Below are 23581 nucleotides of genomic sequence, written 5' to 3'. Positions count from 1 at the left end.
TCAGTCCAGCTCCGCCGCGCGGATCTCGATCGCCGACTCCGCGGTGGCGAGCAGCTTGCAGCACTCGACCAGGTCGTCGCGGTCCTCGGACTCCACGACGTAGAGCCCGGCCAGGTGCTCGGCCGCCTCGGTGTAGGGCCCGTCGGTGACCCCCGACCCGCGCACCGTCACGGCCGTCGCCGGATCGGCGAGCGCGGCGCCGTACCCCTTCAGGTTGACGTGCCCGCGTTCGGCGAGCAGTTTCGCGAACCGCTCGTGGGTGGCGAAGACGGCGTCCTTCTCGGCCCGCGTCTTCGCCTGCCACTCGGCCTCCACGTTGGGGATGAGCAGGTAGTAGCGGGTCATCGGATCTGCACCCCCTGGGTGGGCCGGACCTCGACCGCGAAGTGCTTCGGCAGCAGCTTCGCCAGGGCCAGGGCGTCGTCGAGCGACGGCACGTCGATCACGTAGTAGCCGCCGAGCTGCTCGACCGACTCCGCGTACGGGCCGTCGGTCACGGATCCGTCCTCGTGGACGGTCCGCGAGCTCGTGTCGGGCTGGACGGCGTCGCCGTCGATCAGCTCGCCCCGCTGCGCGACCGCCTTCGCGAAGGCGCCGAAGTCGGCGTACGCGCTCTGCTTCTGCTCCTCGGAGAGGGCGGCCCAGCGGGCGTGGTGGTCGGGGCCGCCGAGCAGCAGGAGATACCTCATGCCGACATCCCCTCGTGCTCGACGATCTCGCGGACCTCGAGCGCCGTCTCGAGCTCGGCGAGCACCTTGCAGCACTCGAGCATGTCGTCGACGTCGTCGGTCTCGATCGTGTAGAAGCCGGTCACGTGCTCGACGGTCTCGGCGAACGGGCCCTCGGTGATCACCACCCCGTCACCGGTCTTGCGCAGCGTCCTGGCCTTGCTGGAGTGGTGGAGCTCGGCGCCGCCGGTGACCTTGTGGCCGCGTTCGGCGAGCAGCTTGGCGAACCTTCCGTGCACCTCGTACCCGGCTGCCTTCTCCTCCGGTGTCGACTCGGCCCAGAAGGCCTCGTTCGTCGGCAGCAGCACCATGTATCTGGTCATCGTCTTGATCCCTTCGTGTGCCTCGATGTGAGTCTTTCACCGGGGATGACGGGTGGGACAAGGCCAAATCGACACCGCGCGGGAACGACCTCGCCGCGCTCCTCGACGCCTGGCTATCGTGGGCCTGTGCCTGAGCTGACCTTCCGTGACGCGACCTTCTCCGACGTGGAGGCCCTGGTCGGGCTGATCGAGTCCGCTTACCGCGGCGACGCCTCCCGCGCCGGCTGGACCACCGAGGCCGACCTGCTCGCGGGCCAGCGCACCGACCCCGAAGGCGTACGCGAGGTGATCACGGCCCCGGGCTCGCGGCTCCTGGTCGTGGAGCAGGCCGGCGAGATCGTCGCCTGCTGCCAGCTCCAGAAGCGCGAGGCGTACGTCTACTTCGGCATGTTCTCCGTCTCGCCGCGGCTGCAGGGGGCCGGTGTCGGCAAGTCGGTCATCGCCGAGGCCGAACGGATCGCGCGCGCGTGGGGTGCGGAGGAGATCCGGATGACGGTGATCCGCCAGCGCGAGGACCTGATCGCGTTCTACGAGCGGCGCGGGTTCGGGCGTACCGGACGCTTCGAGCCCTTCCCCTACGGCGACGAGCGCTTCGGTCTCCCGCTGCGCGACGACCTGGAGTTCGCCGAGCTCGCGAAGCCTCTCTGACCGTCGCCATCCTGGGATTTTCTTGCACTCGCAGGGGTCGAGTGCTAAACATGAGGCTGGCACTCTTACCATGAGAGTGACAACAACCGGACCGGTGACGTTGAGGCGTCGCGAGCGGCAGGGAAGGGTTCTGCCGGGAGTGGCGTCGTCCGTCGCGGGCAACCCATCGGACCGGATCCAACGAACTTCCCAAGTGAAGGATCGCAGGAGCAATGCCGAAGCTCATCGCTTTCAACGAGGAGGCCCGTCGGGGTCTGGAGAAGGGTCTCAACACCCTCGCCGACGCCGTCAAGGTCACCCTCGGTCCCAAGGGCCGCAACGTCGTGCTCGAGAAGAAGTGGGGTGCCCCCACGATCACCAACGATGGTGTTTCCATCGCCAAGGAGATCGAGCTCGAGGACCCCTACGAGAAGATCGGTGCCGAGCTGGTCAAGGAGGTCGCGAAGAAGACCGACGACGTCGCCGGTGACGGCACGACGACCGCGACCGTTCTCGCCCAGGCGCTGGTCCGCGAGGGCCTGCGCAACGTCGCCGCGGGTGCCAACCCGGCCGGCCTGAAGCGCGGCATCGAGGCGGCCGTCGACGCCGTCTCCGAGCAGCTGCTCGCCCAGGCCAAGGACATCGAGACCAAGGAGCAGATCGCTGCTACCGCCTCGATCTCCGCTGCTGACACCACCGTCGGCGAGATCATCGCCGAGGCGATGGACAAGGTCGGCAAGGAAGGCGTCATCACCGTCGAGGAGTCGAACACCTTCGGGCTCGACCTCGAGCTGACCGAGGGTATGCGCTTCGACAAGGGCTACATCTCGGCCTACTTCGTGACCGACCCGGAGCGTATGGAGACCGTCCTCGACGACCCGTACATCCTGATCGTCAACTCGAAGATCTCCAGCGTCAAGGACCTGATCCCGGTCCTGGAGAAGGTCATGCAGACCGGCAAGCCGCTGGTCATCCTGGCCGAGGACGTCGACGGCGAGGCTCTCTCGACGCTGGTCGTCAACAAGATCAAGGGCACCTTCAAGTCCGTCGCCGTCAAGGCTCCGGGCTTCGGTGACCGCCGCAAGGCCATGCTGCAGGACATCGCCATCCTCACCGGTGGTCAGGTCATCTCCGAGGAGGTCGGCCTCTCCCTGGAGACCGCCGGCATCGAGCTGCTCGGCCAGGCCCGCAAGGTCGTCATCACCAAGGACGAGACCACCATCGTCGAGGGTTCGGGCGACCAGGGTCAGATCGAGGGCCGGGTCAACCAGATCCGCGCCGAGATCGAGAAGTCGGACTCCGACTACGACCGCGAGAAGCTCCAGGAGCGCCTCGCCAAGCTGGCCGGCGGCGTGGCCGTCATCAAGGTCGGCGCGGCCACCGAGGTCGAGCTCAAGGAGCGCAAGCACCGCATCGAGGACGCCGTCCGCAACGCCAAGGCTGCTGTCGAGGAGGGCATCCTCGCCGGCGGTGGTGTCGCGCTGATCCAGGCCGCCGCTGCTGCCTTCGAGAAGCTCGAGCTCGACGGCGACGAGGCCACCGGTGCCTCGATCGTCAAGGCCGCCATCTCGGCGCCGCTGAAGCAGATCGCCATCAACGCCGGCCTCGAGGGCGGCGTCGTGGCGGAGAAGGTCGCCGGCCTCCCGCAGGGCCACGGCCTCAACGCCGCCACGGGCGAGTACGTCGACCTGCTGGCCGCGGGCATCATCGACCCGGCCAAGGTGACCCGCTCGGCGCTGCAGAACGCCGCGTCCATCGCCGCGCTGTTCCTCACCACCGAGGCCGTCGTGGCCGACAAGCCGGAGAAGGCCGCCGCTGGTGGCGACCCGACCGGTGGCATGGGTGACATGGGCGGCATGGGCTTCTGAGCCCGTCTCGCTAGCTCCACCACGAGGGCCTCTCCTTCGGGAGAGGCCCTCGTGCATTTCGGCGGGGGCCGATGCCTTGACGAAGGAACCGCCCGCCGACCCAGGACCACCGGGCTACGCTCGACGCATGGGCCTGAAGGCGATGTCGGCGCTGGCGTTCTCGGCCGTGCTTCTCGCCGGGTGCGGCGGGGAGCCGGCCGCTTCGCCGCCGTCGCGGTCCGCAGCTCCGGCGACCTCGGCGACTCCGCCCGCGCCCTCCCCGAGCCCGTCGCAGACGCTGCCGCCGGTGACCGACAAGGTCTCGCTGCCGCAGCTGATGCGGGAGGACTTCCCCGGGGGCGAGGTGAAGGTGCTGCGGGAGTCGGGCAGCACGGAGGCCTATCGGCGCTTCGAGGTCAGCTACCCGAGCGGTCCGCTGAGGATCACCGGGGTGCTCTTCCGGCCGCGGGGCGCGGGGCCGTTCCCCGGGGTCGTCTTCGCGCACGGCCACATCGACACCGACATCTACGTCACCGGGCAGGGGCTGAAGCGGGAGCAGGACCGGCTGGCTCGGGAGGGCTACGTCGTCCTGCACACCGACTACCGCGGCCACGCCGGGTCGTCCCCGATCCCGGAAGGCACCGAGGAGGACGAGAGCCGCCTCGGCTACACCCGCGACACCATCAACGCCGTCCAGGCGATGAAACGACTTCCGTACGTCGACCCCGACCGCACCGCGCTGCTCGGACGCTCCATGGGCGGGGGAGTGGTGATGAACGCGCTGGTCGCCCAGCCGGGGCTGGTGCGGGCCGGGGTGACGTACGCGTCGGTCTCCTCCGACATCGTCGACAACATCAACCGGTGGGCGGTGCCGTCGCGGCCCGACGAGGTGGCCCGGCTCTACCGGCAGTACGGCGATCCCGAGACGGAGCCGGAGTTCTGGGAGGGGCTCTCGGCGCGGACGTACTTCGACCGCATCGCGGTCCCGCTCCAGATGCACCACGGGACCAATGACGAGTCGTGCCCGATCCGGTGGGCCTACACCACCCGGGACCTGCTGGAGACCGCGGGCGTACGCCATCGTCTCTGGGTCTACCCCGGTGAGCAGCACGCCTTCGGGCCGCAGTGGGACCTCTCGATCCGGCGGGTCATCGGGTTCCTCGATCGTCAGCTGGCATGACCTGATCAGGCGATGAGGACGGGCCCAGCGGCCCCATCCTTTTGGGGACTTTCGACACTGTCTCGACAACAGCTCGGTAACGCAACATGGGTGCTCCACACAGTGGCCGACTGCGGGGAAGCGTCTGGATCTGGGGGGCTTGAAGCCCAAGGGAATATCCGGGTGAGGTTCTGCAGCGGCGGGCGGGGTCAGGGCTCTTCGAAGCCAGGGCCCCGCCTGCGTGTGTCGACGGGCGGGTGCCCGGCGGGTCCGCGGATGGCACCCAGGGGTGAGGCATGATGTTGGCATGAGCGAGCGCCAGCGAGTGACGGCATGAGCGTGGACGTCGGGTCGAAGACCGGGATGCAGCCGCCGCGGTCACCGTGGCGCTGGGTCGCAGCCGTGATCGCCGCCGCGGTCGTGCTCGTCGCGATCGTCGCCTCCTTCGGCCTGCTCAGCTCGGATGACACCGCCGAGGACCCCGATGCCGCGCCTCCGTCGCCGACCGCGACGGTCACCGAGACCGCGCCCGTCCCCTCCCCGTCCGCCCCGGCCGGGGGCGCCGGAGCGACCGAGCTGACCGTCGTCGCCGACGCCGCCCGATGCATCCCGCCGACCTCGAAGTGGCTCTCCCAGAACGCCGCGCTGGCCTTCGAAGGCACCGCGGAGAGCGTGACCGACACCGAGGCCGTGCTGCGGGTGAAGACGTGGATGTACGCCGACGGCTTCGGTGGCACCGACACCGTCCGGATCACCCTGCCCGCGCCGAGCACGATCCCGATGCCCGAGTTCGAGAAGGGCAAGAACTATCTGGTCGCGGCCACGGGTGATGCCGAGGTCATCGGCTGTGGCTACAGCGACCCGAAGACTCCGAAGCTGCAGAAGCTCTACACCTCCGCGTTCAAGTGATCTCCGGGCTTCTCCTGGCCGCCGGCGCGGGCCGGCGGATGGGCACGCCGAAGGCATTGGTCGACGACTGGCTGGTCCGCTCCGTCGCCGTGCTGCGTGAGGGTGGCTGCGACGACGTGCTCGTCGTGCTCGGGGCGTCCGCCGACGAGGCGCGGGCGCTGCTCCCGGCCGGTCAGCGGGTCGTCGTCGCCGAGGGCTGGGACGAGGGGATGGGGGCCTCCCTGCGGGTCGGTCTGGCGGCTCTCGGGCCGGACGCCGAGGCCGCCGTCGTCCATCTCGTCGATCTGCCGGACGTCGGGGCTGATGTGATCGCCCGGGTGGTCTCGACAGGCTCGACCACCGGCACAGGCTCGACCGCCGGGTTGGCGCGGGCGGCGTACGCCGGGGTTCCCGGTCATCCGGTGCTGATCGGACGCGACCACTGGGCGGGCGTCATCGAGGCGGCCGTCGGCGACCAGGGCGCTCGTGGCTACCTGAAGGCCCATGACGTACGCCTGGTGGAGTGTGGCGACCTGGCCGGCGGGAACGACGTCGACCACCGCTGAACGACTTCTCGTTCGTACCCTCCTAGGAGGTTGTCCAACCCTGAGCCAACGCTTCGCGTTCTACGCTCAGGTCATGGACCTGACGCCCCGGGAGATCGCCGACCGCCTGGCGGCGACCGGATACCTGGCCGACCCGGAGCTGGCGACGGTGACGTTCCTCGGGCTGAAGATGCAGCGGCCGCTGCTGCTCGAGGGTGAGCCGGGGACCGGGAAGACCGCGCTCGCGGAGGCCGTCGCCGAGGCGCTCGACCTGCCGCTGGTGAGGCTGCAGTGCTACGAGGGGATCGACGCCACCCAGGCGCTCTACGACTGGGACTTTGCCCGCCAGATCCTGCACCTGCGCGCCCTCGAGGCGGCCGGTGGCGCGGGGGAGGTCGAGGAGGCCGAGAAGTCCCTGTACGACGAGCGGTTCCTGCTCGCCCGCCCGGTGCTGGCCGCGCTGCGCCAGGCACCGTCGGTGCTGCTCGTCGACGAGGTCGACCGGGCCGACGACGAGTTCGAGGCGTTCCTGCTCGAGGTGCTGTCCACCTACCAGGTGACGATCCCGGAGTTCGGGACGGTCGCCGCCACGGTCCCGCCGATCGTCGTGCTCACCTCCAACCGCACCCGCGAGCTCCACGACGCCCTCAAGCGCCGCTGCCTCTACCACTGGATCGACCACCCCGGCCTGGCCCGCGAGATCGAGATCGTACGCAGCCGAGCCCCCGAGGTCGCCGAGGAGCTCGCCCGCCAGGTGGTCACTGTCGTCCAGCAGCTGCGCGGTGCCGAGGGTGCGAGCGCCCTCCTCAAGCCGCCGGGGGTTGCCGAGACCCTCGACTGGGCCCGCGCCCTGCACCACCTCGGAGTGGTCGAGCTGGACCTGGAGAGCGCCGCCACGACGCTCGGCGCGCTCGTCAAGCACCGCGAGGACGCCGACCGCGTCCGGGCCGCGCTGGATCGGCTGCTGGCGTGAAGCAGGGACACGACGGCCCCGAGATCCTGCTCGGCTTCACCCGGGCGCTCAGGGCGGCCGGGGTGCACGTGACCCAGGACCGCGCCCACGGCTTCCTGCAGGCGACCGCGATCGTCGGCGCCGGCGACCCGGTCGCCACCTACACCGCCGGCCGGGCGACGCTGTGCGCCGGGCCCGACGACCTGCGCCGCTACGACCAGGTCTTCGAGGCCTGGTTCGGGTCGACGGCCACGCTCCCGGGGCCGCAGGGGCCGCCGCGTACCGTCTCGGTCACCTCGACCCTGCCCGAGACCGAGCCGCAGGCGGGCGAGGGAGAGGGCGAGGAGACCGACGACCTGATCAGGGCGCGCGCCAGCGATCTCGAGACCCTGCGTCATCGCGACGTCGCCGACCTCGACCCGGCCGAGCAGGAGCGGGTGACCGCGCTGATCGCCCGGCTCCGTCCGCGGGCGCCGCGCCGCCGGACGCCGCGCCAGGAGCAGTGGCGGCGGGGCCGCGTCGACGCCCACCGCACCCTGCGGGCCAGCCTGCGACACCTCGGCGAGCCGGCCGGGATCCACTACCGCAGGCGTGGCGAGCGGCCGCGCCGCGTGGTGTGGCTGATCGACGTGTCCGGCTCGATGAGCTCCTACGCCGACGTGCTGCTGCGGGTCGCCCACCGGGTGAGCTCGACGACCGGGAGCGGCGCGGTGTTCACCATGGGCACCAGGCTCACCGACATCACCCGCGCGCTGCGCCACCGCGACCCCGACCGCGCGCTCGTCGCGGCCGGCGAGACGGTGCCCGACTGGTCGGGCGGCACCCGGCTCGGTGACGACCTGCAGGCCTTCCTGCGGCGACACCAAGGACTGGCCCGAGGCGCGGTGGTGGTCATCGCGAGCGACGGCTGGGAGCGCGGCGACACCGCGCTCCTCGAGGAGCAGACGGCGAGGCTGCACCGCCTCGCCCATCGCGTGGTGTGGGTCAACCCACATCGTGGCAAGGTTGGATATGAACCACTGCAGCGAGGCATCGTCGCGGTGCTCCCGCACGTGGACGACTTCGTCGCCGGACATTCCCTGGCGACGTACGAGGATCTGGTGGAGGTGATCGCGCGTGCGTGACGTACTCGACGATCTGATGAAGTGGTGGGAGTCCGGCGAGACGGTGGCGGTGGCCACCGTGGTGGCGACGTTCCAGTCGGCGCCCAGGCCGCCGGGCGCCTCGATGCTCGTCGGCCCCGACGAGAGCGCGGTCGGCTCGGTCTCCGGCGGCTGCGTCGAAGGCGCCGTCTACGAGGTGGCCCGTGAGGTCGCGGAGAGCGGCGTGCCGGAGCTCAACCGCTACGGCGTCTCCGACGACGACGCCTTCGCGGTCGGCCTGACCTGCGGCGGCATCCTCGACGTCTTCGTCGAGAAGGTGTCCCAGGAGACCTTCCCGGAGCTCGGCGAGCTCGCCGAGGACGTACGCAGCGGCAGCCCGATCGCGCTCGCGACCGTCATCGAGCATCCCGACCCCGAGATCCTCGGGCGCCGCGTCCTCATCCGCCCCGAGGGGGTCAAGGGCTCGCTCGGCAGCGCCCGGATGGACGACGCCGTCCACGACGACGCGCTGGGGCTGCTGGCTCACGGCACCAACCAGACACTGTCCTACGGCATCGACGGCGAACGCCGTGGCGAGGGCATGCGGGTCTTCGTGTGGTCCTTCGCGCCCAAGCCCCGGATGCTCGTCTTCGGCGCGATCGACTTCGCCGCCGCCGTCGCTCGGGTCGGCGCGTTCCTCGGCTATCACGTCACCGTCTGCGACGCCCGCCCGGTCTTCGCCACCAACTCACGCTTCCCCTCGGCCGACGAGGTCGTGGTCGACTGGCCCCACCGCTACCTCGGGGCCGAGGTCGAGGCGGGCCGCATCGACCAGCGCACCGTGATCGCGGTCCTCACCCACGACCCGAAGTTCGACGTGCCTCTCCTCGAGGTCGCCCTCCGCCTCCCCGACATCGCCTACGTCGGCGCGATGGGCTCGCGGCGCACCCACGACGACCGCCTCGCCCGGCTCCGGGAGGCCGGTCTCACCGAGGAGGAGATCGCCCGCCTGAGCAGCCCCATCGGCCTCGACCTCGGCGCCCGTACGCCGGAGGAGACCGCCATCTCCATCGCCGCCGAGATCGTCGCCGGCCGCTGGGGCGGCTCCGGCGAGCGCCTGGCCACCACCACCGGAAGGATCCACGAAGACCGTTAGCGGCGCGCTGCGGACACTCGGCGCACGTGCGATCGAGCCACGATCTCCTTTGCTACGGTCGATGGATGAAGCGAACATGGCAGATCGGTAATGTTCTCGCCCTCGTCTTCGCGCTGGTGGCGAACTTCCTGACCGGTGCACAGGTGCTCGATCTGCCACCGATCGGTGAGATATCGGACAAGTACGCCACCTATCTGACCCCGGCGAGCTACGCCTTCTCCATCTGGACCCTCATCTACCTGCTGCTGATCGTCTTCGCGGTCTACCAGGCGAGAGATCTTCGTGATCCGCGCGAAGAGAACGCCGTCCCGCAGCTGCTCGGGCCGCTCTTCATCGTCGCCAGCATCTGCAACGGGCTGTGGACCTACGTCTTCGTGAAGGAGTGGGTCGGCCTCTCCGTCGTTGTTCTGCTCACCCTCACCGCCACGCTCTACGCCGCGCTGTGGCGTCTCGGGGTGGGCACCACCCGGCCCTCGACCAAGGACTTCCTCATGGTCTGGCTGCCGCTGATGCTCTACACGGGATGGGTGACCGCGGCCAGCATCGTCAACATCGCGACCTACCTCGACTCCAAGGACGTCACGGTCAGCCCGCTGGCCTCGACCCTGGTGATCGTGGTGCTCACCGTCGCTCTGCTGTTCCTCCTGTTCACGCGCAACCTGCGAGAGCTGCTGTTCTCCTGCGCCTGGGCGCTGGTCGCGGTCGGGCTCCGCCAGCTCCAGCTCTCGCAGAGCACGTCGGTGGCGATCGTGGCGCTGGTCTGTGCCGGAATCCTGGTCTTCGCGATGCTGTTCCACGCGACAGCTCGCGGGCTGTCGTACGGCGGCCGCACCGAAAGCGCTCCGGCCTGACCGTGGCCGAGCGGCCGACACGGGCGCGCTACAGCTCCTTCTCGTAGTAGAGCGCCCGCGGCCCGGAGCCGCGGCCCTCGTGGTTGTCGAAGCCGAACTTCTCGTACAGCGCGCGGGCCGAGGTGTCGTCCTCGCTCGTCCCCAGGTCCATGTACGTCGCACCGCGGGCCTTCGCCTCGTCGATGATCGCCTGCAGCAGGATCGTGCCGAGCCCCTGCCCGCGACGGGAGGGCACGACGTACAGCTCGGCGAGGTAGGCCTCGAGCTCGTCCGCCGTGGTCTGCAGGCGGAAACGGGTGATGCCGTGGCCGACGGCGGGGTCGCCGATCAGCATCACCGTCGTGTCCCCGCCGTCGACGAGCCGGCTGAGGTGCCGGGCGAGCTCCTCGGCGGGCGGGGCGGGGTAGGCGTACTCGGTGTTGAAGTCGACCTGCAGCCTGGCAGCGGTCTCGAAGTCGGCCCAGGTCGTGGCGGTGCGCGTCGTCATGCACCCACTCTGACACCGCCCCGGGAGCCGCGATCGGGCGTGGCGCGAGCGGGTACCACCGAGGGGATCGTGAGGCACGTCACAGGGTGCTACCTTGGCAGGACCAGCCTCAAGGGCCGGACTCCGAAGGGGGATCTGATGGTCCGTAGCGATCTGCAGGAGCGCCGTATCAGCGCGGCGCGGGCGTGGACCGCCTTCGTGGAGAGCGGCGACGCCGCCGAGGACTTCGTCAGGCCGGAGATCCTGTCGAGCTGGACGCGCTCGGCGACGGCCATCAAGCCCGACGTGCGTGAGGCGCCGCTGGCCGACGAGGACGAGACCCGCGAGATGTGGCGAGGCTCGCCGCTCCAGGTGGCCGTCGAGCGGGTCGAGGAGGAGCTGCGCTGCACCGCCGACGACGGCGACCTGGTCATCGCGGTCACCGACCCGGACACCCGGGTGCTGTGGACGTACGGCGGCCGGGTGATGCGCCACAAGGCGGAGTCGGTGAACTTCGTGCCCGGAGGCCGCTGGGACGACGAGAGCGCCGGCACCAACGCGCTCGACCTGGCCAACCGGACCAACTCGCCGACGATGGTCTTCGGCCCGGAGCACTATGCCGAGGTCGTGCACAACTGGGTCTGCTGGGCGGCGCCGCTCCACGACCCGGTCACCGGCAAGCACCTCGGCGTCCTCGACCTCTCCACCACCTGGGACCGCACCCACCCGATCGGGATGGCCACGGCCCGGGTGATGGCGCGCCTCATCGAGGGGGCGCTGCCGAAGCTGCCGACGCAGCGCGCCGAGGACGAGGCGATCGACCAGCCCGGCCTGGTGCTGACCCTGCTGGGCACCGCGGAGACCTGGCTCGACGGGCAGCGGCTGCTGCTCAACCGGCGCCAGACCGAGATCCTCGCCCTGCTCGCGCTCCATCCCGAGGGCCTCTCGCTGGAGCGGCTGCACGCGATGGTCTACGGCGACCAGGCGGTGACCTTCTCGACGCTGAAGGCCGAGGTCTCCCACCTGCGCCACGCGCTCGGCGGCCAGGTCGCCTCGAGGCCCTACCGTCTGCTGATGCCGGTCGCGACCGACGTCGAGCAGGTCCTCACCCTGATCCGGCACGGCCGGGTGGCGGCCGCGGTGGAGGCGTACGGCGGTGATCTCCTGCCCGGCACCAACAGCCCGGCGCTGGCGGAGATGGCCGAGTACGTCGCGGTCGCGCTGCGCGAGGCGCTGATCGCCGACCCCCAGCCCGACGCGGTGCTGCGCTACAGCGAGCTGGCTCCCTACGACACCGAGGTCGTCGACGTATGTCTGCGCCGCCTGGGCGGCAGCGCCCATCCCGCGTTGCCCCTGCTCAGGGCACGTTTGGCCGCCAGCCGCTGACCAAGAAGAGGTATGCCGCGACGGCAGCCAACCGGAGCCCAACCCTGCGCGTCCTACTGTGATCTGGCCCACACAGTGACGTCTGGCAGGGAGACAACATGGCCCGGATCAGCATGCGCGTCGACGGTATGAAGGTCACCGACGACGTCGAACCGCGGACACTGCTCGTGCAGTATCTGCGCGAAGGACTCGGCAAGACCGGCACGGTGATCGGTTGCGACACCAGCAACTGCGGCGCCTGCACGGTCCATCTCGACGGTGACTCGGTGAAGTCGTGCAACGTGCTCGCGGTGCAGGCCGACGGGTGCGAGGTGACCACGATCGAGGGCCTCGCCGACACGGTCGAGAGCGACCTCCACCCCGTCCAGGAGGCATTCCGCGAGTGCCACGGCCTGCAGTGCGGGTTCTGTACGCCCGGCATGATCATGCAGTCCGTCGACCTGCTCAAGCGCAACCCCGAGCCCAGCGAGGACGAGATCCGCGAGGGCATCGAGGGCAACCTGTGCCGCTGCACGGGCTACCACAACATCGTCCGCGCGGTGCAGTACGCCAGCGGCCATCTGGCCACCGCCGCCAACCCGCGCGGCGCCACCGAGGAGGTGGATGCGCTGTGACCGCCGTAGAGGCTCGTCCGGAGCAGACCAACGAGATCGGCCGCGACCGGCGCCGCAAGGAGGACGCGCGCCTGATCACGGGACGGACCCGCTGGACCGACAACATCAACCTTCCCGGCATGCTGCACCTGGCGATGGTGCGCAGCCCCTTCGCGCACGCCCGGGTCACGAGCATCGACACCAGCGCGGCGGAGGAATCCGAGGGTGTGGTGACCGTGCTCGCCGCCAAGGACTTCGACGAGGGCCTCGGTGTCTGCATCAACGCCTGGCCGATCACGCCCGACCAGAAGGCGCCGGCCCACCCGCCGATCGCGTCCGACCGGGTCACCTTCGCCGGTGAGATCGTCGCGGTCGTGGCCGCGCGGTCGGCGGCCGCCGCACGGGACGCCGCCGAGATGGTCGAGGTCGACTACGAGGAGCTGCCCGCGGTCGTCTCCCTCGAGGAGGCCGTCAAGGACGAGGTGCTCGCCCACCCCGACCTCGGCACCAACAAGTCCGCGCTGTGGGTCTTCGACAGCGCCCAGGCCGGCACCGGCGGCAGCGTCGACGAGGCCATCAGTGCGGCGAAGAGCGACGGGATCGTGATCGAGCGGACCTATCGTCAGCAGCGGCTGATCCCGGCGTTCATGGAGCCGCGCAGCGTCGTGTGCGACCCGACCGGTGAGCAGATCACCGTGTGGAGCGCCACCCAGATCCCGCACATCCTGCGGTTCGCGTTCGCCGCGACCACGGGCGTGCCCGAGTCCAAGATCCGGGTGATCGCGCCCGACGTCGGTGGTGGCTTCGGCGGCAAGCTCCAGCAGACGCCCGAGGAGATGATCGTCTTCGCGATGGCTCGCCGCCTCGGCAAGCCGGTGAAGTACACCGAGACCCGGTCCGAGTCGCTGCTCTCCGCCCACCACGGCCGCGACCAGATCCAGAAGCTGACCCTCTCGGCCACCAAGGACGGTCAGGTCACCGGCCTCAAGGTCGAGCTCGACGCCAACCTGGGTGCCTACGTCGCCATCGTCGGCGGCGGTGTCCCGGTGCTCGGCGCCTTCATGTTCAACGCGATCTACAAGTTCCCGGCCTACCAGTTCAACTGCCAGACGGTGTTCACCAACACCACCTGGACCGACGCCTACCGCGGTGCGGGACGGCCGGAGGCGACGTACGCCATCGAGCGGCTGATGGACGAGCTGGCCGCGGAGGTCGGGGTCGACCCGCTCGAGATCCGGGAGAAGAACTGGATCAAGCACGAGGAGTTCCCGTTCACGACCATCGCCGGTCTGACCTACGACTCCGGGAACTACGAGGCCGCGACCGCCAAGGCGAAGGAGATGTTCGGCTACGACGCGCTCCGGGCCGAGCAGGCCGAGCGCCGTGCCAACAACGACCCGGTCCAGCTCGGCATCGGCATCTCCACCTTTACCGAGATGTGCGGCCTGGCACCGTCCCGGGTCCTCGGCAGCCTCGACTACGGCGCCGGTGGCTGGGAGCACGCCCAGGTGCGACTGACGCCGACCGGCAAGGTCGAGGTCATCACCGGGGCCAGTGCGCACGGGCAGGGGCACGAGACCGCGTTCAGCCAGATCGTGGCGGACCGTCTCGGCGTACCTTTCGAGGACGTCGAGGTGCTCCACGGCGACACCCAGATCGCGGCCAAGGGCTATGACACCTACGGGTCCAGGTCGCTGGTCGTGGGTGGGGAGGCGCTGGTGCGGGCCGCCGACAAGGTGCTCGAGAAGGCCAAGCCGATCGCGGCGCACCTGCTCGAGGCGAGCGTCGAGGACCTGGAGTTCACCGGTGGCAGATGGACGGTGCGCGGCACCGACCAGGGCATGTCCATCGGCGAGCTGTCCACGGCTGTCTTCGCCGCGCACAACCTGCCCGACGGCGTCGAGGCCAACCTCGACTCCGAGGCCACCTTCGACCCGGAGAACTTCAACTTCCCGCACGGCACCCACCTGTGCGCGATGGAGGTCGACACCGAGACCGGGCAGGTGAAGATGCGGAAGTACGTCTGCTGCGACGACATCGGCAACATCATCAACCCGCTCATCGTCGCAGGTCAGGTGCACGGTGGACTGGTCCAGGGCATCGCCCAGGCGCTGTGGGAGGACGCGGTCTACGACGACGCCGGGACTCTGGTGTCGGGCTCGTTCGTGGACTACCTGCTGCCGACCGCCGCCGACACGATCAGCTTCGACATCGACCACACCACCTCGCCCGCGACCACCAACACGCTCGGCACCAAGGGCGTCGGCGAGGCGGGCACGATCGCCTCCACCCCGGCGGTGGTCAACGCCGTCGTCGACGCGCTGCGTCCGCTGGGCGTGCACGACGTGACCATGCCCTGCACCCCGGAGCGGGTGTGGCGGGCCATCAGCGAGGGCTCGGCCGGTGGCGAGACCACCGGCGCGGCCGCACCGCACTTCGATCCGTCGACGGGCATGTCCGGGAACGTCGACCGCACGGAAGGAGATGTCCAGTGATTCCCGCATCGTTCGACTACGTCGCTCCGACCACGGTCGAGGAGGCACTGGCCGCCCTCGCGCAGTACGGCGACGAGGCCAAGATCATCGCCGGCGGGCAGAGCCTGCTGCCGGTGCTGAGGATGCGCCTCAACGCTCCGGAGTGGGTCATCGACCTCGGTCGCATCGACTCGCTGCGCGGCGTACGCGACGAGGGTGCGGCGATCTTCGTCGGCGCCATGACGCGCCACTGTGACGTCGCGACCGATCCTCTGGTCGCCGAGCACGCCGCGCTGGTCGCGCGTGCCACGGCGACGGTCGCCGACGAGCAGGTGCGCCACCGGGGCACGTTCGGTGGCGCGCTCGCCCACGCCGACCCGGCGGGCGATCTCGGCGCCCCGGCCCTGGCCCTGGATGCCGAGTTCGTCATCGCCGGGCCGGCCGGCGAGCGGGTGGTCCCGGGCGCGGAGTTCTTCCAGGGGCTCTTCGAGACGGCCGTCTCCGAGGACGAGCTGCTCATCGGCGTACGCATCCCGAAGCACACCGGGTGGACGGCCCACTACGAGAAGTTCGTCCGGGTCGCCCACCAGTGGCCGATCTGCGCGGTCGGCGCGAGCCTCAAGGTCTCCGGCGGCGTGATCGAGGGCGCGGCGATCGGTCTCACCAACATGGGCTCGACCCCGTTGCGTGCCGCCGGTGTCGAGCAGGCGCTGGTCGGCCAGCAGGCCACCGAGGAGGTCGTACGCAACGCCGCGGCTCTGGCCGCGGACGGCGTCGAGCCGCCCTCCGACCTCAACGGCGACGCCGACTACCGCCGTCATCTGGTCACGGTGCTGACCCGGCGCGCCATCACGAAGGCCCTCGGGGGCTGAGGCGTGGACCTGACGCACGAGTTCACGGTTCCGACCTCGGTCGAGGAGACCTGGAACAGCTTCCTGGACATCGGCTCGCTCGCCGAGTGCTTCCCGGGAGCCCAGGTCACCTCGGCCGAGGGCGACACCTTCACCGGCACGGTGAAGGTCAAGCTCGGTCCGATCGCCATGGTCTACGCCGGCTCCGGCACCTTCGTCGAGAAGGACGAGACCGCACGTCGTCTGGTGGTGGAGGCCAAAGGACGGGACAAGCGCGGCAACGGCACCGCCGGCGCCAACGCGACGTTGACGATGGCCCCGGAGGGCACCGGCACGAAGGTCGAGATCGTCACCGACCTCGCCGTCACCGGCAAGCCCGCCCAGTTCGGTCGCGGGGTCATGCAGGACGTCTCCGACAAGCTGCTCGGCCAGTTCGTCGCGTGTCTGGAGTCCAAGTCGGCCCCCGCTGCCGCCCCGCTGGTCGAGCCCGACGGTGACGCCGCTGGTCGAGCCGCGAGCGCCAGCGAGCGTGCCGAGACCAACACGGCACCATCGAGCACCGGAGCGGACCGTGTTGGTCTCGACACGCCTTCGCCCAGCGGCTCCGGCGGCTCGACCAGCGGGAGCACCGAGGCGATCGACCTCGGCGCCACGGTCGTACCGGTGCTGATCAAGAACTACGGCAAGAAGATCGCTATCGGGGTGGCGGTCGTCGCGGCGGCGGTGATCGCCTACAAGCTCCTGCGAGGCTGAACCCGTCGCAACCCGTCGCGCAAACCGGATACCACCCGCGCAACCTGGATAGCGAGGGCCGTTCGACCTCTCTAGCGTTTCCACTACGCAGACCCCGCTGCGAGAGGAAACAGAAAAGTGAAGATCGCGGTCATCGGTGCCGGGTTCGCAGGCGTTGCCTCGGCCAAGGTGCTCACCGAGCTCGGTCATGACGTCACCGTCTACGAGAAGGCCCCGGATGTCGGCGGCGTCTGGAGCCGGACCCGTCGCTACCCGGGTCTGACGACGCAGAACAACAAGGACTCCTACACGCTCTCGGACCTGAGGATGCCCAAGGTGTTCCCCGAGTGGCTCAGCGGCGAGCAGGTGCAGAGCTATCTCGAGATGTACGTCGAGAAGTTCGAGCTCGCCCCGATGATCAGGCTCTCCACCGAGGTGCGGAGGGCCCAGCCGGCTGGAGGGGGCGGCTGGGCCATCACCTCTGGCGGCGGTGCGGCTGCGGAGGCCGACGGCGAGACCACCGAGCACTACGACCATCTGGTCGTGGCCAGCGGTGTCTTCTCGGAGCCGTTCGCCCCTGCGTACGACGGGGTCGAGGAGCTGGAGGCCGCCGGCGGCAGGATCCTCGCGGCGAGCGAGCTGCACGACCTGGAGACCGTCGCGGGCAAGAACGTCGTGGTCGTCGGCTACGGCAAGTCGGCCTGCGACGTGGCTGTCGAGATCGCCAAGGAGGCGGCCTCGACCACCGTGGTCGCACGGCAGCTGCTGTGGAAGATGCCCCGCAAGATCAAGGGCGTCCTCAACTACAAGATGCTGCTGCTCACCCGCCTGGGGGAGGGGCTGTTCCCCTATCAGAACATCCGCGGGGCCGAGAAGGCCCTGCACGCGGGCGGCTCGAAGGTGGCCGGCTCGATGGTCGGCAGCGTCGAGTCGGTCACCAGCAGCCAGCTCAAGCTCAAGAAGCTCGGGCTGCTGCCCAAGGGCCAGTTCACCGACATCGCCCGCTCGACGGTCTCGCTGGCCACCGAGGGCTTCTTCGAGGGCGTCGAGGCCGGCGACATCGCCGTCGAGCGCGACACCGAGATCGCCGCCTTCGTGACGAGGGACGGCAAGCCGTACGCCGAGCTCGCCAACGGGCGCGCGGTCCCCGCCGACGTCGTGGTGACGGCGACCGGGTTCAAGCAGGAGCTCCCGTTCTTCTCCGAGGAGATCCAGGACCAGCTCACCGACGACAACGGCGACTACCAGCTCTACCGCCAGATCCTCCCGCTGAGCGTGCAGGACCTGACCTTCGCCGGCTACAACTCCTCGTTCTTCTCGCCGCTCTCGGCCGAGATGAGCGCCGTCTGGATCGGCTCGCACCTCGGTGGCGGCCACGAGGTCCCGCCGGTGGAGGAGATGGAGGCTCACGTCGCCGCGCGGCTGGCCTGGATGCGGGAGCGTACCGACGGCCACCACGCCCGCGGCACCAACATCATCCCGTTCTCGATGCACAACATCGACGAGGTTCTCGGTGACGTCGGTATCGACCTCAGCAAGCGGGTCAAGGCGATCCAGTGGCTGCTGCCGATCGACCCGAAGGCGTACGCCTCCATCACTCCCAGACTCGTGGAGAAGCTGGCAGCGAGGAGCTAGTACGGCGAGATGCCGGTGCTCTTGGGTGGGACCGGTATCTGGTTCGGAGTGTCGGGGTAGTCCGGTAGCGAACTGTCTATTACTCGTCGGTATTTAGACAGTTCGCTACCGGACTACCCCGACGGCCGGGACCTTAGACGGTGATTGCGCCGGGTTCGCGTTGACGAGGTGCGGGCTCCGCTACGCTCTTCGGTCAATCGAGCACGCTCCAGGAGCCTCCCTTGCCCCGTCCCCTGCTGGGTCGTCACACCGTTGTCGCCACCACCGACGTGGACCAGGCCAGAGAAGCCGTGGCCGAGCGGTTCTGTGCCCACTACCTGGCGCTGACCAAGGCCGGTTCCCACCTCGACATGGTGCACAACGCCGCGCCGCTGGGTGAGGACGTGATGCTCAACTACATGCGCTACGGCGACGAGGTGCGGATCACTCCCGGCACCTTCGACGACTTCTACCTGATCCAGCTCCCGATCGCGGGCACCGCCAAGGTCAAGGTGGGGGAGCAGGTCGTCCTCGCCGACCGCACCCGCGCCTCGATCGGCTCACCGACCGAACCGGTCGACATGCTCTGGTCCGACGGCTGCGAGAAGCTGCAGGTCTACATCCGGCGCAGCGCCGTGGAGGAGGCGGCCGCGGGCATCGGCGGCTCCGGACCGGTGGTCTTCGATCCCACGCTCGACCTCGGCCGGCCCGAGGTGCGCGACTGGCTGAAGATGGTCCGGCTGGCCTACGACAACGTCGAGGCGGGTGGCTCGCTGATGAGCTCTCCGCTGGTCGCGGCGCCCTATGAGCAGGCGCTCATCGGGGGCCTGCTGACGATCCAGGCGAACACGTCCCTGGAGATCGTCTCCGAGAACGTCACACCCACGATCTCCCGAGCCGTACGCATGGCCGTCGACCTCCTCGAGGCCCACCCCGAGCACCCCTGGAAGGTCGCCGAGCTCGCCCAGAAGGTCGGCGTCTCCACCCGTACGCTGCAGGAGGCGTTCCAGCGCGACCTCGACACCACCCCGCTGGAGTACTGGCGGCGGACCCGGCTCGATCGGGCCTTCACCGACCTGCTCGCCGCCGACGCCACCGCCACCTCGGTCACCGCGATCGCGGCCCGGTGGGGCTTCTTCCACCTCGGCCGGTTCTCCCAGGCGTACCGGGCGCAGTTCCAGGAGCTTCCGTCTCAGACGCTCATGCGGTGAAACGCGCAGGGACTCACCACTGGGGCTCGTCGCTGAACCCGCCGTAGTCGTCGAGGTCGGCGTCGTCGCGGCGGTAGTTCTCGCCGTCGCCGTTGCGCTTGTCGAGCTTGTCCTCCTTCTTGTCCTGGTTCTGCGGCTCCTCGGGCTGGTCGTCCTGCTCGTCGGGCTTGATCCGCACCTTCGGGGTCAGCTTCTCCTTGAGGCGCTCCTCGACGGACTCGCCCTGCTGGGACTGCTCGGGGCCCTGGCCGGCGTCGGTGGGGCAGTCGCCCTCCTTCAGGGTGGCCAGCGCCTCCTCGTAGGCCGCCTTCGCGCCGGCCTGGTTGCCGGCGTCGCGGGCGCGGTCGCCGATCGCCTCCTGGGTCAGCGACAGGTTGATGCGTACGGTGCACTCGTGGTCCTCGGGCACACGCTCCAGCGCCTCGCCGTAGTAGGCGACCGCGCGGGCGTTCTCGCCGAGCAGGAAGGCGGCGTTGCCGGCGTCGAAGTGGGCGATCCAGGGCTGCAGGACGTTGAGGTCGCGGTTGGCCGAGTAGTGCTCCATCGCGGTCGCGGCGTCGCGTACGTCCCAGGCGTCCCGGCCGCCACGGTCGTGGTGACCCATCACGATCACCTTGCCCAGGAAGACGAGGCCGACCACCACCGGTACGATCCCGGCGAGCAGCAGCGCGCGCCGGACCTGCTCGCGGGGAGTGCGCACCGGGACCTGCGGTGCGGTCGGGTCGACGGGCGTCTCGGTGACGGTCACGACAGCACCTCCTCGGCCTCGTGTCCACGGCGACGATGGCCCCACAGCTCCCACAGCAAGAGTGCCAGCAGGGGGAAGCCGAAGAGCCAGGCCCGCGACGTCTCGCCGCCGGCGGAGGTCTCCTCGGTGAGCATCTCGGAGTCCCAGGTCGAGGCCTCCGTGGCCACCTCCTTGGTCTCCTTCGTCGTGCGGTGGAGCGTCTGAAGACCCATCTGACCTGCGATCTCGCGCAGGTTGGCCAGGTCGATCCGGGAGCGGGCGTCCTGGCCCTCGCCGTCCTTGAGATAGCCGTCCTGGGGGCGCTCGTCGTCCCAGGGCATCCGGCCACCCTCCTCGGTGCCGTAGCCGAGCACCACGCCACCGGCCGAGAGGTCGTCGATCTCGGCGAACGACTGCTGGTCGACGCCCTCGCGGGTGTTCTCGCCGTCGGAGGCGAACACCACGATCCGGCGCCGCTCGGGGAAGCGCTCCTGGTCCCTCTCCAGGGCCTCGATGACCTCGTCGCGCGGAGCATCGACCATCGAGCCGGACCCGTCGAAGGCCCGTTCGGCGTAGAGACCGTCGACCCAGGCGTTGAAGGCGGTGGTGTCGTAGGTGAACGGCATCTCGGTGCGGACGACCTCGCCACCGAAGGTGATCGCGCCGAACCGCACCGAGGGCAGGGCCGCCGAGAGCGCCTTGAGGTCCTTCTTGAGCTGGGTCATCCGGGCCTCGCCGCCGGGCGCGTCCTCGGCGACCATCGACCGCGTGCGGTCGACCACGACGAGGACGTCGAGGTCCGCCGTACGCATCTGCGCAGGTGCCGCGCCCCAGCTCGGTCGCACCAGGACGACGACGGTGAGCAGGACGATCAGCACGCGGCGTACGAGCGTGAGGATCTGCCACCCGCCGGCGCTCATCGGGCCACCTCGCTCGGTGCCCGGACCTGGTCGGACGCCCGGCCCGTGGGCGGCGTCGGACGGGACGAGCCCGGGAAGACCCTTCCGGAGCGGACGAGGGCGTAGCTCCACCCGGCGATCAGCATGAGGACCCCGAGCACGATCAGCGCGATCGGCCAGCCGGGAGCGTCGCGGATCTGGTACTTCGGCGGCTCGACGACCTCGTCGGCGGAGAGCCGGTCGATGCCGGCCAGGATCGAGTCGATGGAGCCGTCGTCGCCGAGCAGCGAGAAGGTGCCGCCGGTGTCGGTCATCGCCTTGTCGAAGGTGGCTCGCTTGTCCTCCTGGAAGCTGAGGTCGGCGGAGCCGATGCCGAAGAGCTGGACGTCACGCTCCTTGGCGAACTCGGTGGCCTCGGGCAGCGAGTAGACCGGCGGGCCGCCCTGCGGGTCGTTGTCGGAGGCGACGATGACCGCCCGGCCGCGCTCGGAGTTGGACAGGTCGAAGCGCTTGACGCAGGAGACGATCCCGTCGCTGATCAGCGAGGCCCGCTCCTTGCCGAGGTAGGTGCCGGCGACGTACTCCTGGTCGCCGAGGGCGAAGGCACGGCCGGCCCGGGCCAGCTCCTCCTGCACCCAGCCGTAGTCGTCGGTGAGCGGGAAGACGGTGACCGCGGCGTCGCTCCACAGCACGAGGCTGACCCGCTCGCCGTTGAGGCCGGCGACGAGCTGGGAGTAGGCCTGGGTGACCTGGGTGTCCTCGTCGAACATCGACGTGGAGGCGTCCAGGCAGAGCACGATGTCGCGGGTGGAGTAGCGGTTCTGGGTGATGTCGGTGGTCTGCGGCCGGGCGATCAGCCAGATGCACCCGATCACCGCGAGCGCGATCCCCGCGGTCTGCCACCAGGACAGCCACCGCTGCTGGGCGGCGAGCTCACGGAACCGCGGCAGCCGCTTGAGCCGCGCCGTGTGGGCGACGAGCACCGCGTCGGCCGGGCGACGATGCACCCGGGCGGCGACGACGACGATCGCGGCGATCGCGGCGATGGTGAGGACCAGCACGATCGCGCCGAGAACGGGCCATCTCAGGTCCATGTCGTCACCACCTGGCGGGCGCGGTCGAGCGCCTCGGGGAAGCGCTCGGCGGCCTTGCCCTCCTCCTCGGAGGCGAAGGCGGGCGGGTACATCACCTCGACGGCCATCGCCAGCGGGCGGGTGCGTGGGTCGCTGCGTACGGTCGCCTTCAGGTCGGCGAGGACCATCTTGTCGGCCGGGATCTGGCTCACCTCGGCGACGTAGTCGCGCACGGTGCGGCTCAGGTGCTGGTGGCCGACCCGCGCCGGGACGTCGCCGCGGTGCACCGCCCGCTCGATCCGGTCGATCTCGGCCAGGTGCTCGGCACGCAGGTCACGGGGCTCCGGCACCCAGGGCGTCTCGACCTCGACGACCTCGCGGCGCTTGCGGGTCAGCAGGATGACCGCGATGTAGTAGAGCGCCACCGCGGCCAGCAGCGCGAGCGCGAGCACCAGCCACCAGCCCGAGTGGGCGATCGGCTGCTGGAACTCCTCGGGGACGCTACCGCCGCGCATGACGGTGCCTCTCCAGGAGATGGAAGACCGCACCGATGGCGGTGGTGTCGTCGCGGACCCGCTGGTAGGCGATGCCCAGGCGGTCCAGGGTGCCGCGCAGGCCCTGCTCCTCGGCGGCGGCCAGCTCGGCGTACTGGGCCTGGAGGACCGCGTCGCCGGTGAGCCATCCCGGCAGCGCGGAGACGGTGTCGATGTCGACGGTCGGGGCGCCGCCGGCCACCGCGGTCGTGGGGTCGAGGTCGTCGATGCCGGCGACCAGCACCTCGTGCTGGACGGTGAGGCGGCGCAGGACCGCGGCCATCTCGTCGCTGAGCGAGTGCTCGTCGGTGACGACGAGCAGGATCGCCCGGCGGCGTACGTTGGTGGCGATGTGGCGCAGGACCGCGACGATGTCGGCCTCGGCGGAGTCGGGGGTGATCGCGTCATGGGCCTGCCCCAGTGCCCGCTCGAGCGCGACCTCGGTGTCGGCGGGCTTGGTGAGCTTCTGGGTCGCCGAGTCGCCGTAGGCGACCGCGACCTTGTCGCCGTGGCGCACGCCCAGCCAGCCGACCAGGCCGGCGGTGAAGATCGCCAGCTCGCGCTTGGTCGTGGTGCCGGTCGCCTGGGCCGCCATGCTCCGGCCGGTGGAGATCGCCAGCAGCACCAGGTGCTGGCGCTCGGCGGTGAACCGCTTGACCAGCAGGCTGCGGGACCGGGCCGTTGCCTTCCAGTCGATGTCCTTCACGTCGTCGCCGGGGACGTACTCCCGCAGGTCGTGGAAGTCCATGCTGCGCCCGGTCTGGAGGCTGGCGTACTCCCCGTCGAGCAGCCCGACCACCTTGCGGTGGGCATGGATCATCAGCCGCGTGCGGATCCGGGGAAGGTACGTCGCCATGTGCTCAG

Annotated in this window: 25 protein-coding genes; 16 read left to right on the top strand and 9 right to left on the bottom strand. The window is 70.1% G+C overall.

What is annotated here, in order from left to right; all coding sequences use genetic code 11:
* The 3 genes from ACZ6WN_RS08695 to ACZ6WN_RS08685 are packed head-to-tail and all read right to left on the bottom strand — an operon-like array spanning position 1 to position 1051.
* Positions 1–345: a YciI family protein gene (locus ACZ6WN_RS08695; protein WP_465864100.1), complete on the bottom strand. Its 345-nt coding sequence runs from the start codon at positions 343–345 to the stop codon at positions 1–3.
* Positions 342–689 carry a YciI family protein gene (locus ACZ6WN_RS08690; RefSeq protein ID WP_465864099.1) on the bottom strand — a complete coding sequence of 116 codons (348 nt, stop codon included), beginning with the start codon at positions 687–689 and terminating at the stop codon, positions 342–344. Before ACZ6WN_RS08690 ends, ACZ6WN_RS08695 begins: the two co-directional genes overlap by 4 nt.
* The gene (locus ACZ6WN_RS08685) at positions 686–1051 is read right to left on the bottom strand and encodes a YciI family protein (RefSeq protein ID WP_465864098.1); all 366 of its coding nucleotides are present in this window, start codon (positions 1049–1051) and stop codon (positions 686–688) included. Before ACZ6WN_RS08685 ends, ACZ6WN_RS08690 begins: the two co-directional genes overlap by 4 nt.
* A 126-nt stretch (positions 1052–1177) precedes the next feature.
* Here ACZ6WN_RS08685 and ACZ6WN_RS08680 point away from each other — a divergent pair, with 126 nt between their 5' ends.
* The 9 genes from ACZ6WN_RS08680 (at position 1178) to ACZ6WN_RS08640 (ending at position 10158) form a co-directional block, all read left to right on the top strand.
* Complete coding sequence (locus ACZ6WN_RS08680) at positions 1178–1699, top strand: GNAT family N-acetyltransferase (RefSeq protein WP_465864097.1); 522 nt, start codon at positions 1178–1180, stop codon at positions 1697–1699.
* Between the two features lie 212 nt (positions 1700–1911).
* The gene (groL, locus tag ACZ6WN_RS08675; RefSeq protein ID WP_160026878.1) at positions 1912–3546 is read left to right on the top strand and encodes a chaperonin GroEL; all 1635 of its coding nucleotides are present in this window, start codon (positions 1912–1914) and stop codon (positions 3544–3546) included.
* Positions 3547–3673: 127 nt separating this feature from the next.
* On the top strand, positions 3674–4705 hold the full coding sequence (locus ACZ6WN_RS08670) for an alpha/beta hydrolase family protein (protein ID WP_465864095.1): 1032 nt from the start codon (positions 3674–3676) through the stop codon (positions 4703–4705).
* A 312-nt stretch (positions 4706–5017) separates the two neighbouring features.
* Positions 5018–5593, top strand: a complete 576-nt coding sequence (locus ACZ6WN_RS08665; protein WP_465864094.1) for a hypothetical protein — start codon at positions 5018–5020, stop codon at positions 5591–5593.
* Positions 5590–6138: a nucleotidyltransferase family protein gene (locus ACZ6WN_RS08660; protein WP_465864093.1), complete on the top strand. Its 549-nt coding sequence runs from the start codon at positions 5590–5592 to the stop codon at positions 6136–6138. The genes ACZ6WN_RS08665 and ACZ6WN_RS08660 overlap by 4 nt, the downstream gene beginning before the upstream one ends.
* Positions 6139–6211: 73 nt before the next feature.
* Positions 6212–7090, top strand: a complete 879-nt coding sequence (locus ACZ6WN_RS08655) for an AAA family ATPase (protein ID WP_465864092.1) — start codon at positions 6212–6214, stop codon at positions 7088–7090.
* Positions 7087–8193: a vWA domain-containing protein gene (locus tag ACZ6WN_RS08650; RefSeq protein ID WP_465864091.1), complete on the top strand. Its 1107-nt coding sequence runs from the start codon at positions 7087–7089 to the stop codon at positions 8191–8193. The genes ACZ6WN_RS08655 and ACZ6WN_RS08650 overlap by 4 nt, the downstream gene beginning before the upstream one ends.
* The gene (locus ACZ6WN_RS08645; protein WP_465864089.1) at positions 8186–9307 is read left to right on the top strand and encodes an XdhC family protein; all 1122 of its coding nucleotides are present in this window, start codon (positions 8186–8188) and stop codon (positions 9305–9307) included. Before ACZ6WN_RS08650 ends, ACZ6WN_RS08645 begins: the two co-directional genes overlap by 8 nt.
* 65 nt (positions 9308–9372) lie before the next feature.
* Complete coding sequence (locus ACZ6WN_RS08640) at positions 9373–10158, top strand: hypothetical protein (protein WP_465864087.1); 786 nt, start codon at positions 9373–9375, stop codon at positions 10156–10158.
* 28 nt (positions 10159–10186) lie between these two features.
* Here ACZ6WN_RS08640 and ACZ6WN_RS08635 read toward each other — a convergent pair whose 3' ends face one another.
* Positions 10187–10645, bottom strand: a complete 459-nt coding sequence (locus ACZ6WN_RS08635) for a GNAT family N-acetyltransferase (protein ID WP_465864085.1) — start codon at positions 10643–10645, stop codon at positions 10187–10189.
* Positions 10646–10783: 138 nt separating this feature from the next.
* Between ACZ6WN_RS08635 and ACZ6WN_RS08630 the strand changes: the two genes are divergently transcribed.
* From ACZ6WN_RS08630 to ACZ6WN_RS08600, 7 genes are all read left to right on the top strand, one after another.
* Positions 10784–12010 carry a transcriptional regulator gene (locus ACZ6WN_RS08630; RefSeq protein ID WP_465864083.1) on the top strand — a complete coding sequence of 409 codons (1227 nt, stop codon included), beginning with the start codon at positions 10784–10786 and terminating at the stop codon, positions 12008–12010.
* Between the two features lie 98 nt (positions 12011–12108).
* Positions 12109–12624, top strand: coding sequence for a (2Fe-2S)-binding protein (locus ACZ6WN_RS08625; RefSeq protein ID WP_465864081.1), 516 nt, complete (start codon positions 12109–12111; stop codon positions 12622–12624).
* Positions 12621–15098 carry a xanthine dehydrogenase family protein molybdopterin-binding subunit gene (locus ACZ6WN_RS08620; protein WP_465864079.1) on the top strand — a complete coding sequence of 826 codons (2478 nt, stop codon included), beginning with the start codon at positions 12621–12623 and terminating at the stop codon, positions 15096–15098. The genes ACZ6WN_RS08625 and ACZ6WN_RS08620 overlap by 4 nt, the downstream gene beginning before the upstream one ends.
* Positions 15095–15949, top strand: a complete 855-nt coding sequence (locus ACZ6WN_RS08615) for an FAD binding domain-containing protein (protein WP_465864077.1) — start codon at positions 15095–15097, stop codon at positions 15947–15949. Before ACZ6WN_RS08620 ends, ACZ6WN_RS08615 begins: the two co-directional genes overlap by 4 nt.
* 3 nt (positions 15950–15952) lie before the next feature.
* A complete protein-coding gene (locus ACZ6WN_RS08610) occupies positions 15953–16681 on the top strand; it encodes an SRPBCC family protein (RefSeq protein WP_465864076.1) in 729 nt (242 codons plus the stop codon).
* A 117-nt stretch (positions 16682–16798) separates the two neighbouring features.
* On the top strand, positions 16799–18295 hold the full coding sequence (locus ACZ6WN_RS08605; protein WP_465864074.1) for a flavin-containing monooxygenase: 1497 nt from the start codon (positions 16799–16801) through the stop codon (positions 18293–18295).
* 221 nt (positions 18296–18516) lie between these two features.
* Positions 18517–19485 (top strand): AraC family transcriptional regulator, encoded by a 969-nt coding sequence (locus ACZ6WN_RS08600; RefSeq protein ID WP_465864072.1) that lies wholly within the window; start codon positions 18517–18519, stop codon positions 19483–19485.
* A 13-nt stretch (positions 19486–19498) separates the two neighbouring features.
* Here ACZ6WN_RS08600 and ACZ6WN_RS08595 read toward each other — a convergent pair whose 3' ends face one another.
* The 5 genes from ACZ6WN_RS08595 to ACZ6WN_RS08575 are packed head-to-tail and all read right to left on the bottom strand — an operon-like array spanning position 19499 to position 23573.
* Positions 19499–20233 (bottom strand): hypothetical protein, encoded by a 735-nt coding sequence (locus ACZ6WN_RS08595; RefSeq protein ID WP_465864070.1) that lies wholly within the window; start codon positions 20231–20233, stop codon positions 19499–19501.
* Positions 20230–21132, bottom strand: coding sequence for a vWA domain-containing protein (locus tag ACZ6WN_RS08590; protein WP_465864068.1), 903 nt, complete (start codon positions 21130–21132; stop codon positions 20230–20232). Before ACZ6WN_RS08590 ends, ACZ6WN_RS08595 begins: the two co-directional genes overlap by 4 nt.
* Positions 21129–22205: a VWA domain-containing protein gene (locus ACZ6WN_RS08585; protein ID WP_465864066.1), complete on the bottom strand. Its 1077-nt coding sequence runs from the start codon at positions 22203–22205 to the stop codon at positions 21129–21131. The genes ACZ6WN_RS08590 and ACZ6WN_RS08585 overlap by 4 nt, the downstream gene beginning before the upstream one ends.
* Positions 22196–22699, bottom strand: a complete 504-nt coding sequence (locus ACZ6WN_RS08580) for a hypothetical protein (RefSeq protein ID WP_465864064.1) — start codon at positions 22697–22699, stop codon at positions 22196–22198. Before ACZ6WN_RS08580 ends, ACZ6WN_RS08585 begins: the two co-directional genes overlap by 10 nt.
* Positions 22686–23573: a DUF58 domain-containing protein gene (locus ACZ6WN_RS08575; RefSeq protein WP_465864062.1), complete on the bottom strand. Its 888-nt coding sequence runs from the start codon at positions 23571–23573 to the stop codon at positions 22686–22688. Before ACZ6WN_RS08575 ends, ACZ6WN_RS08580 begins: the two co-directional genes overlap by 14 nt.
* Between the last annotated feature and the right edge of the window lie 8 nt (positions 23574–23581).

This window comes from Nocardioides sp. NPDC054178 (assembly GCF_055585005.1).
This window is presented reverse-complemented; position numbering and strand designations above follow the sequence as displayed.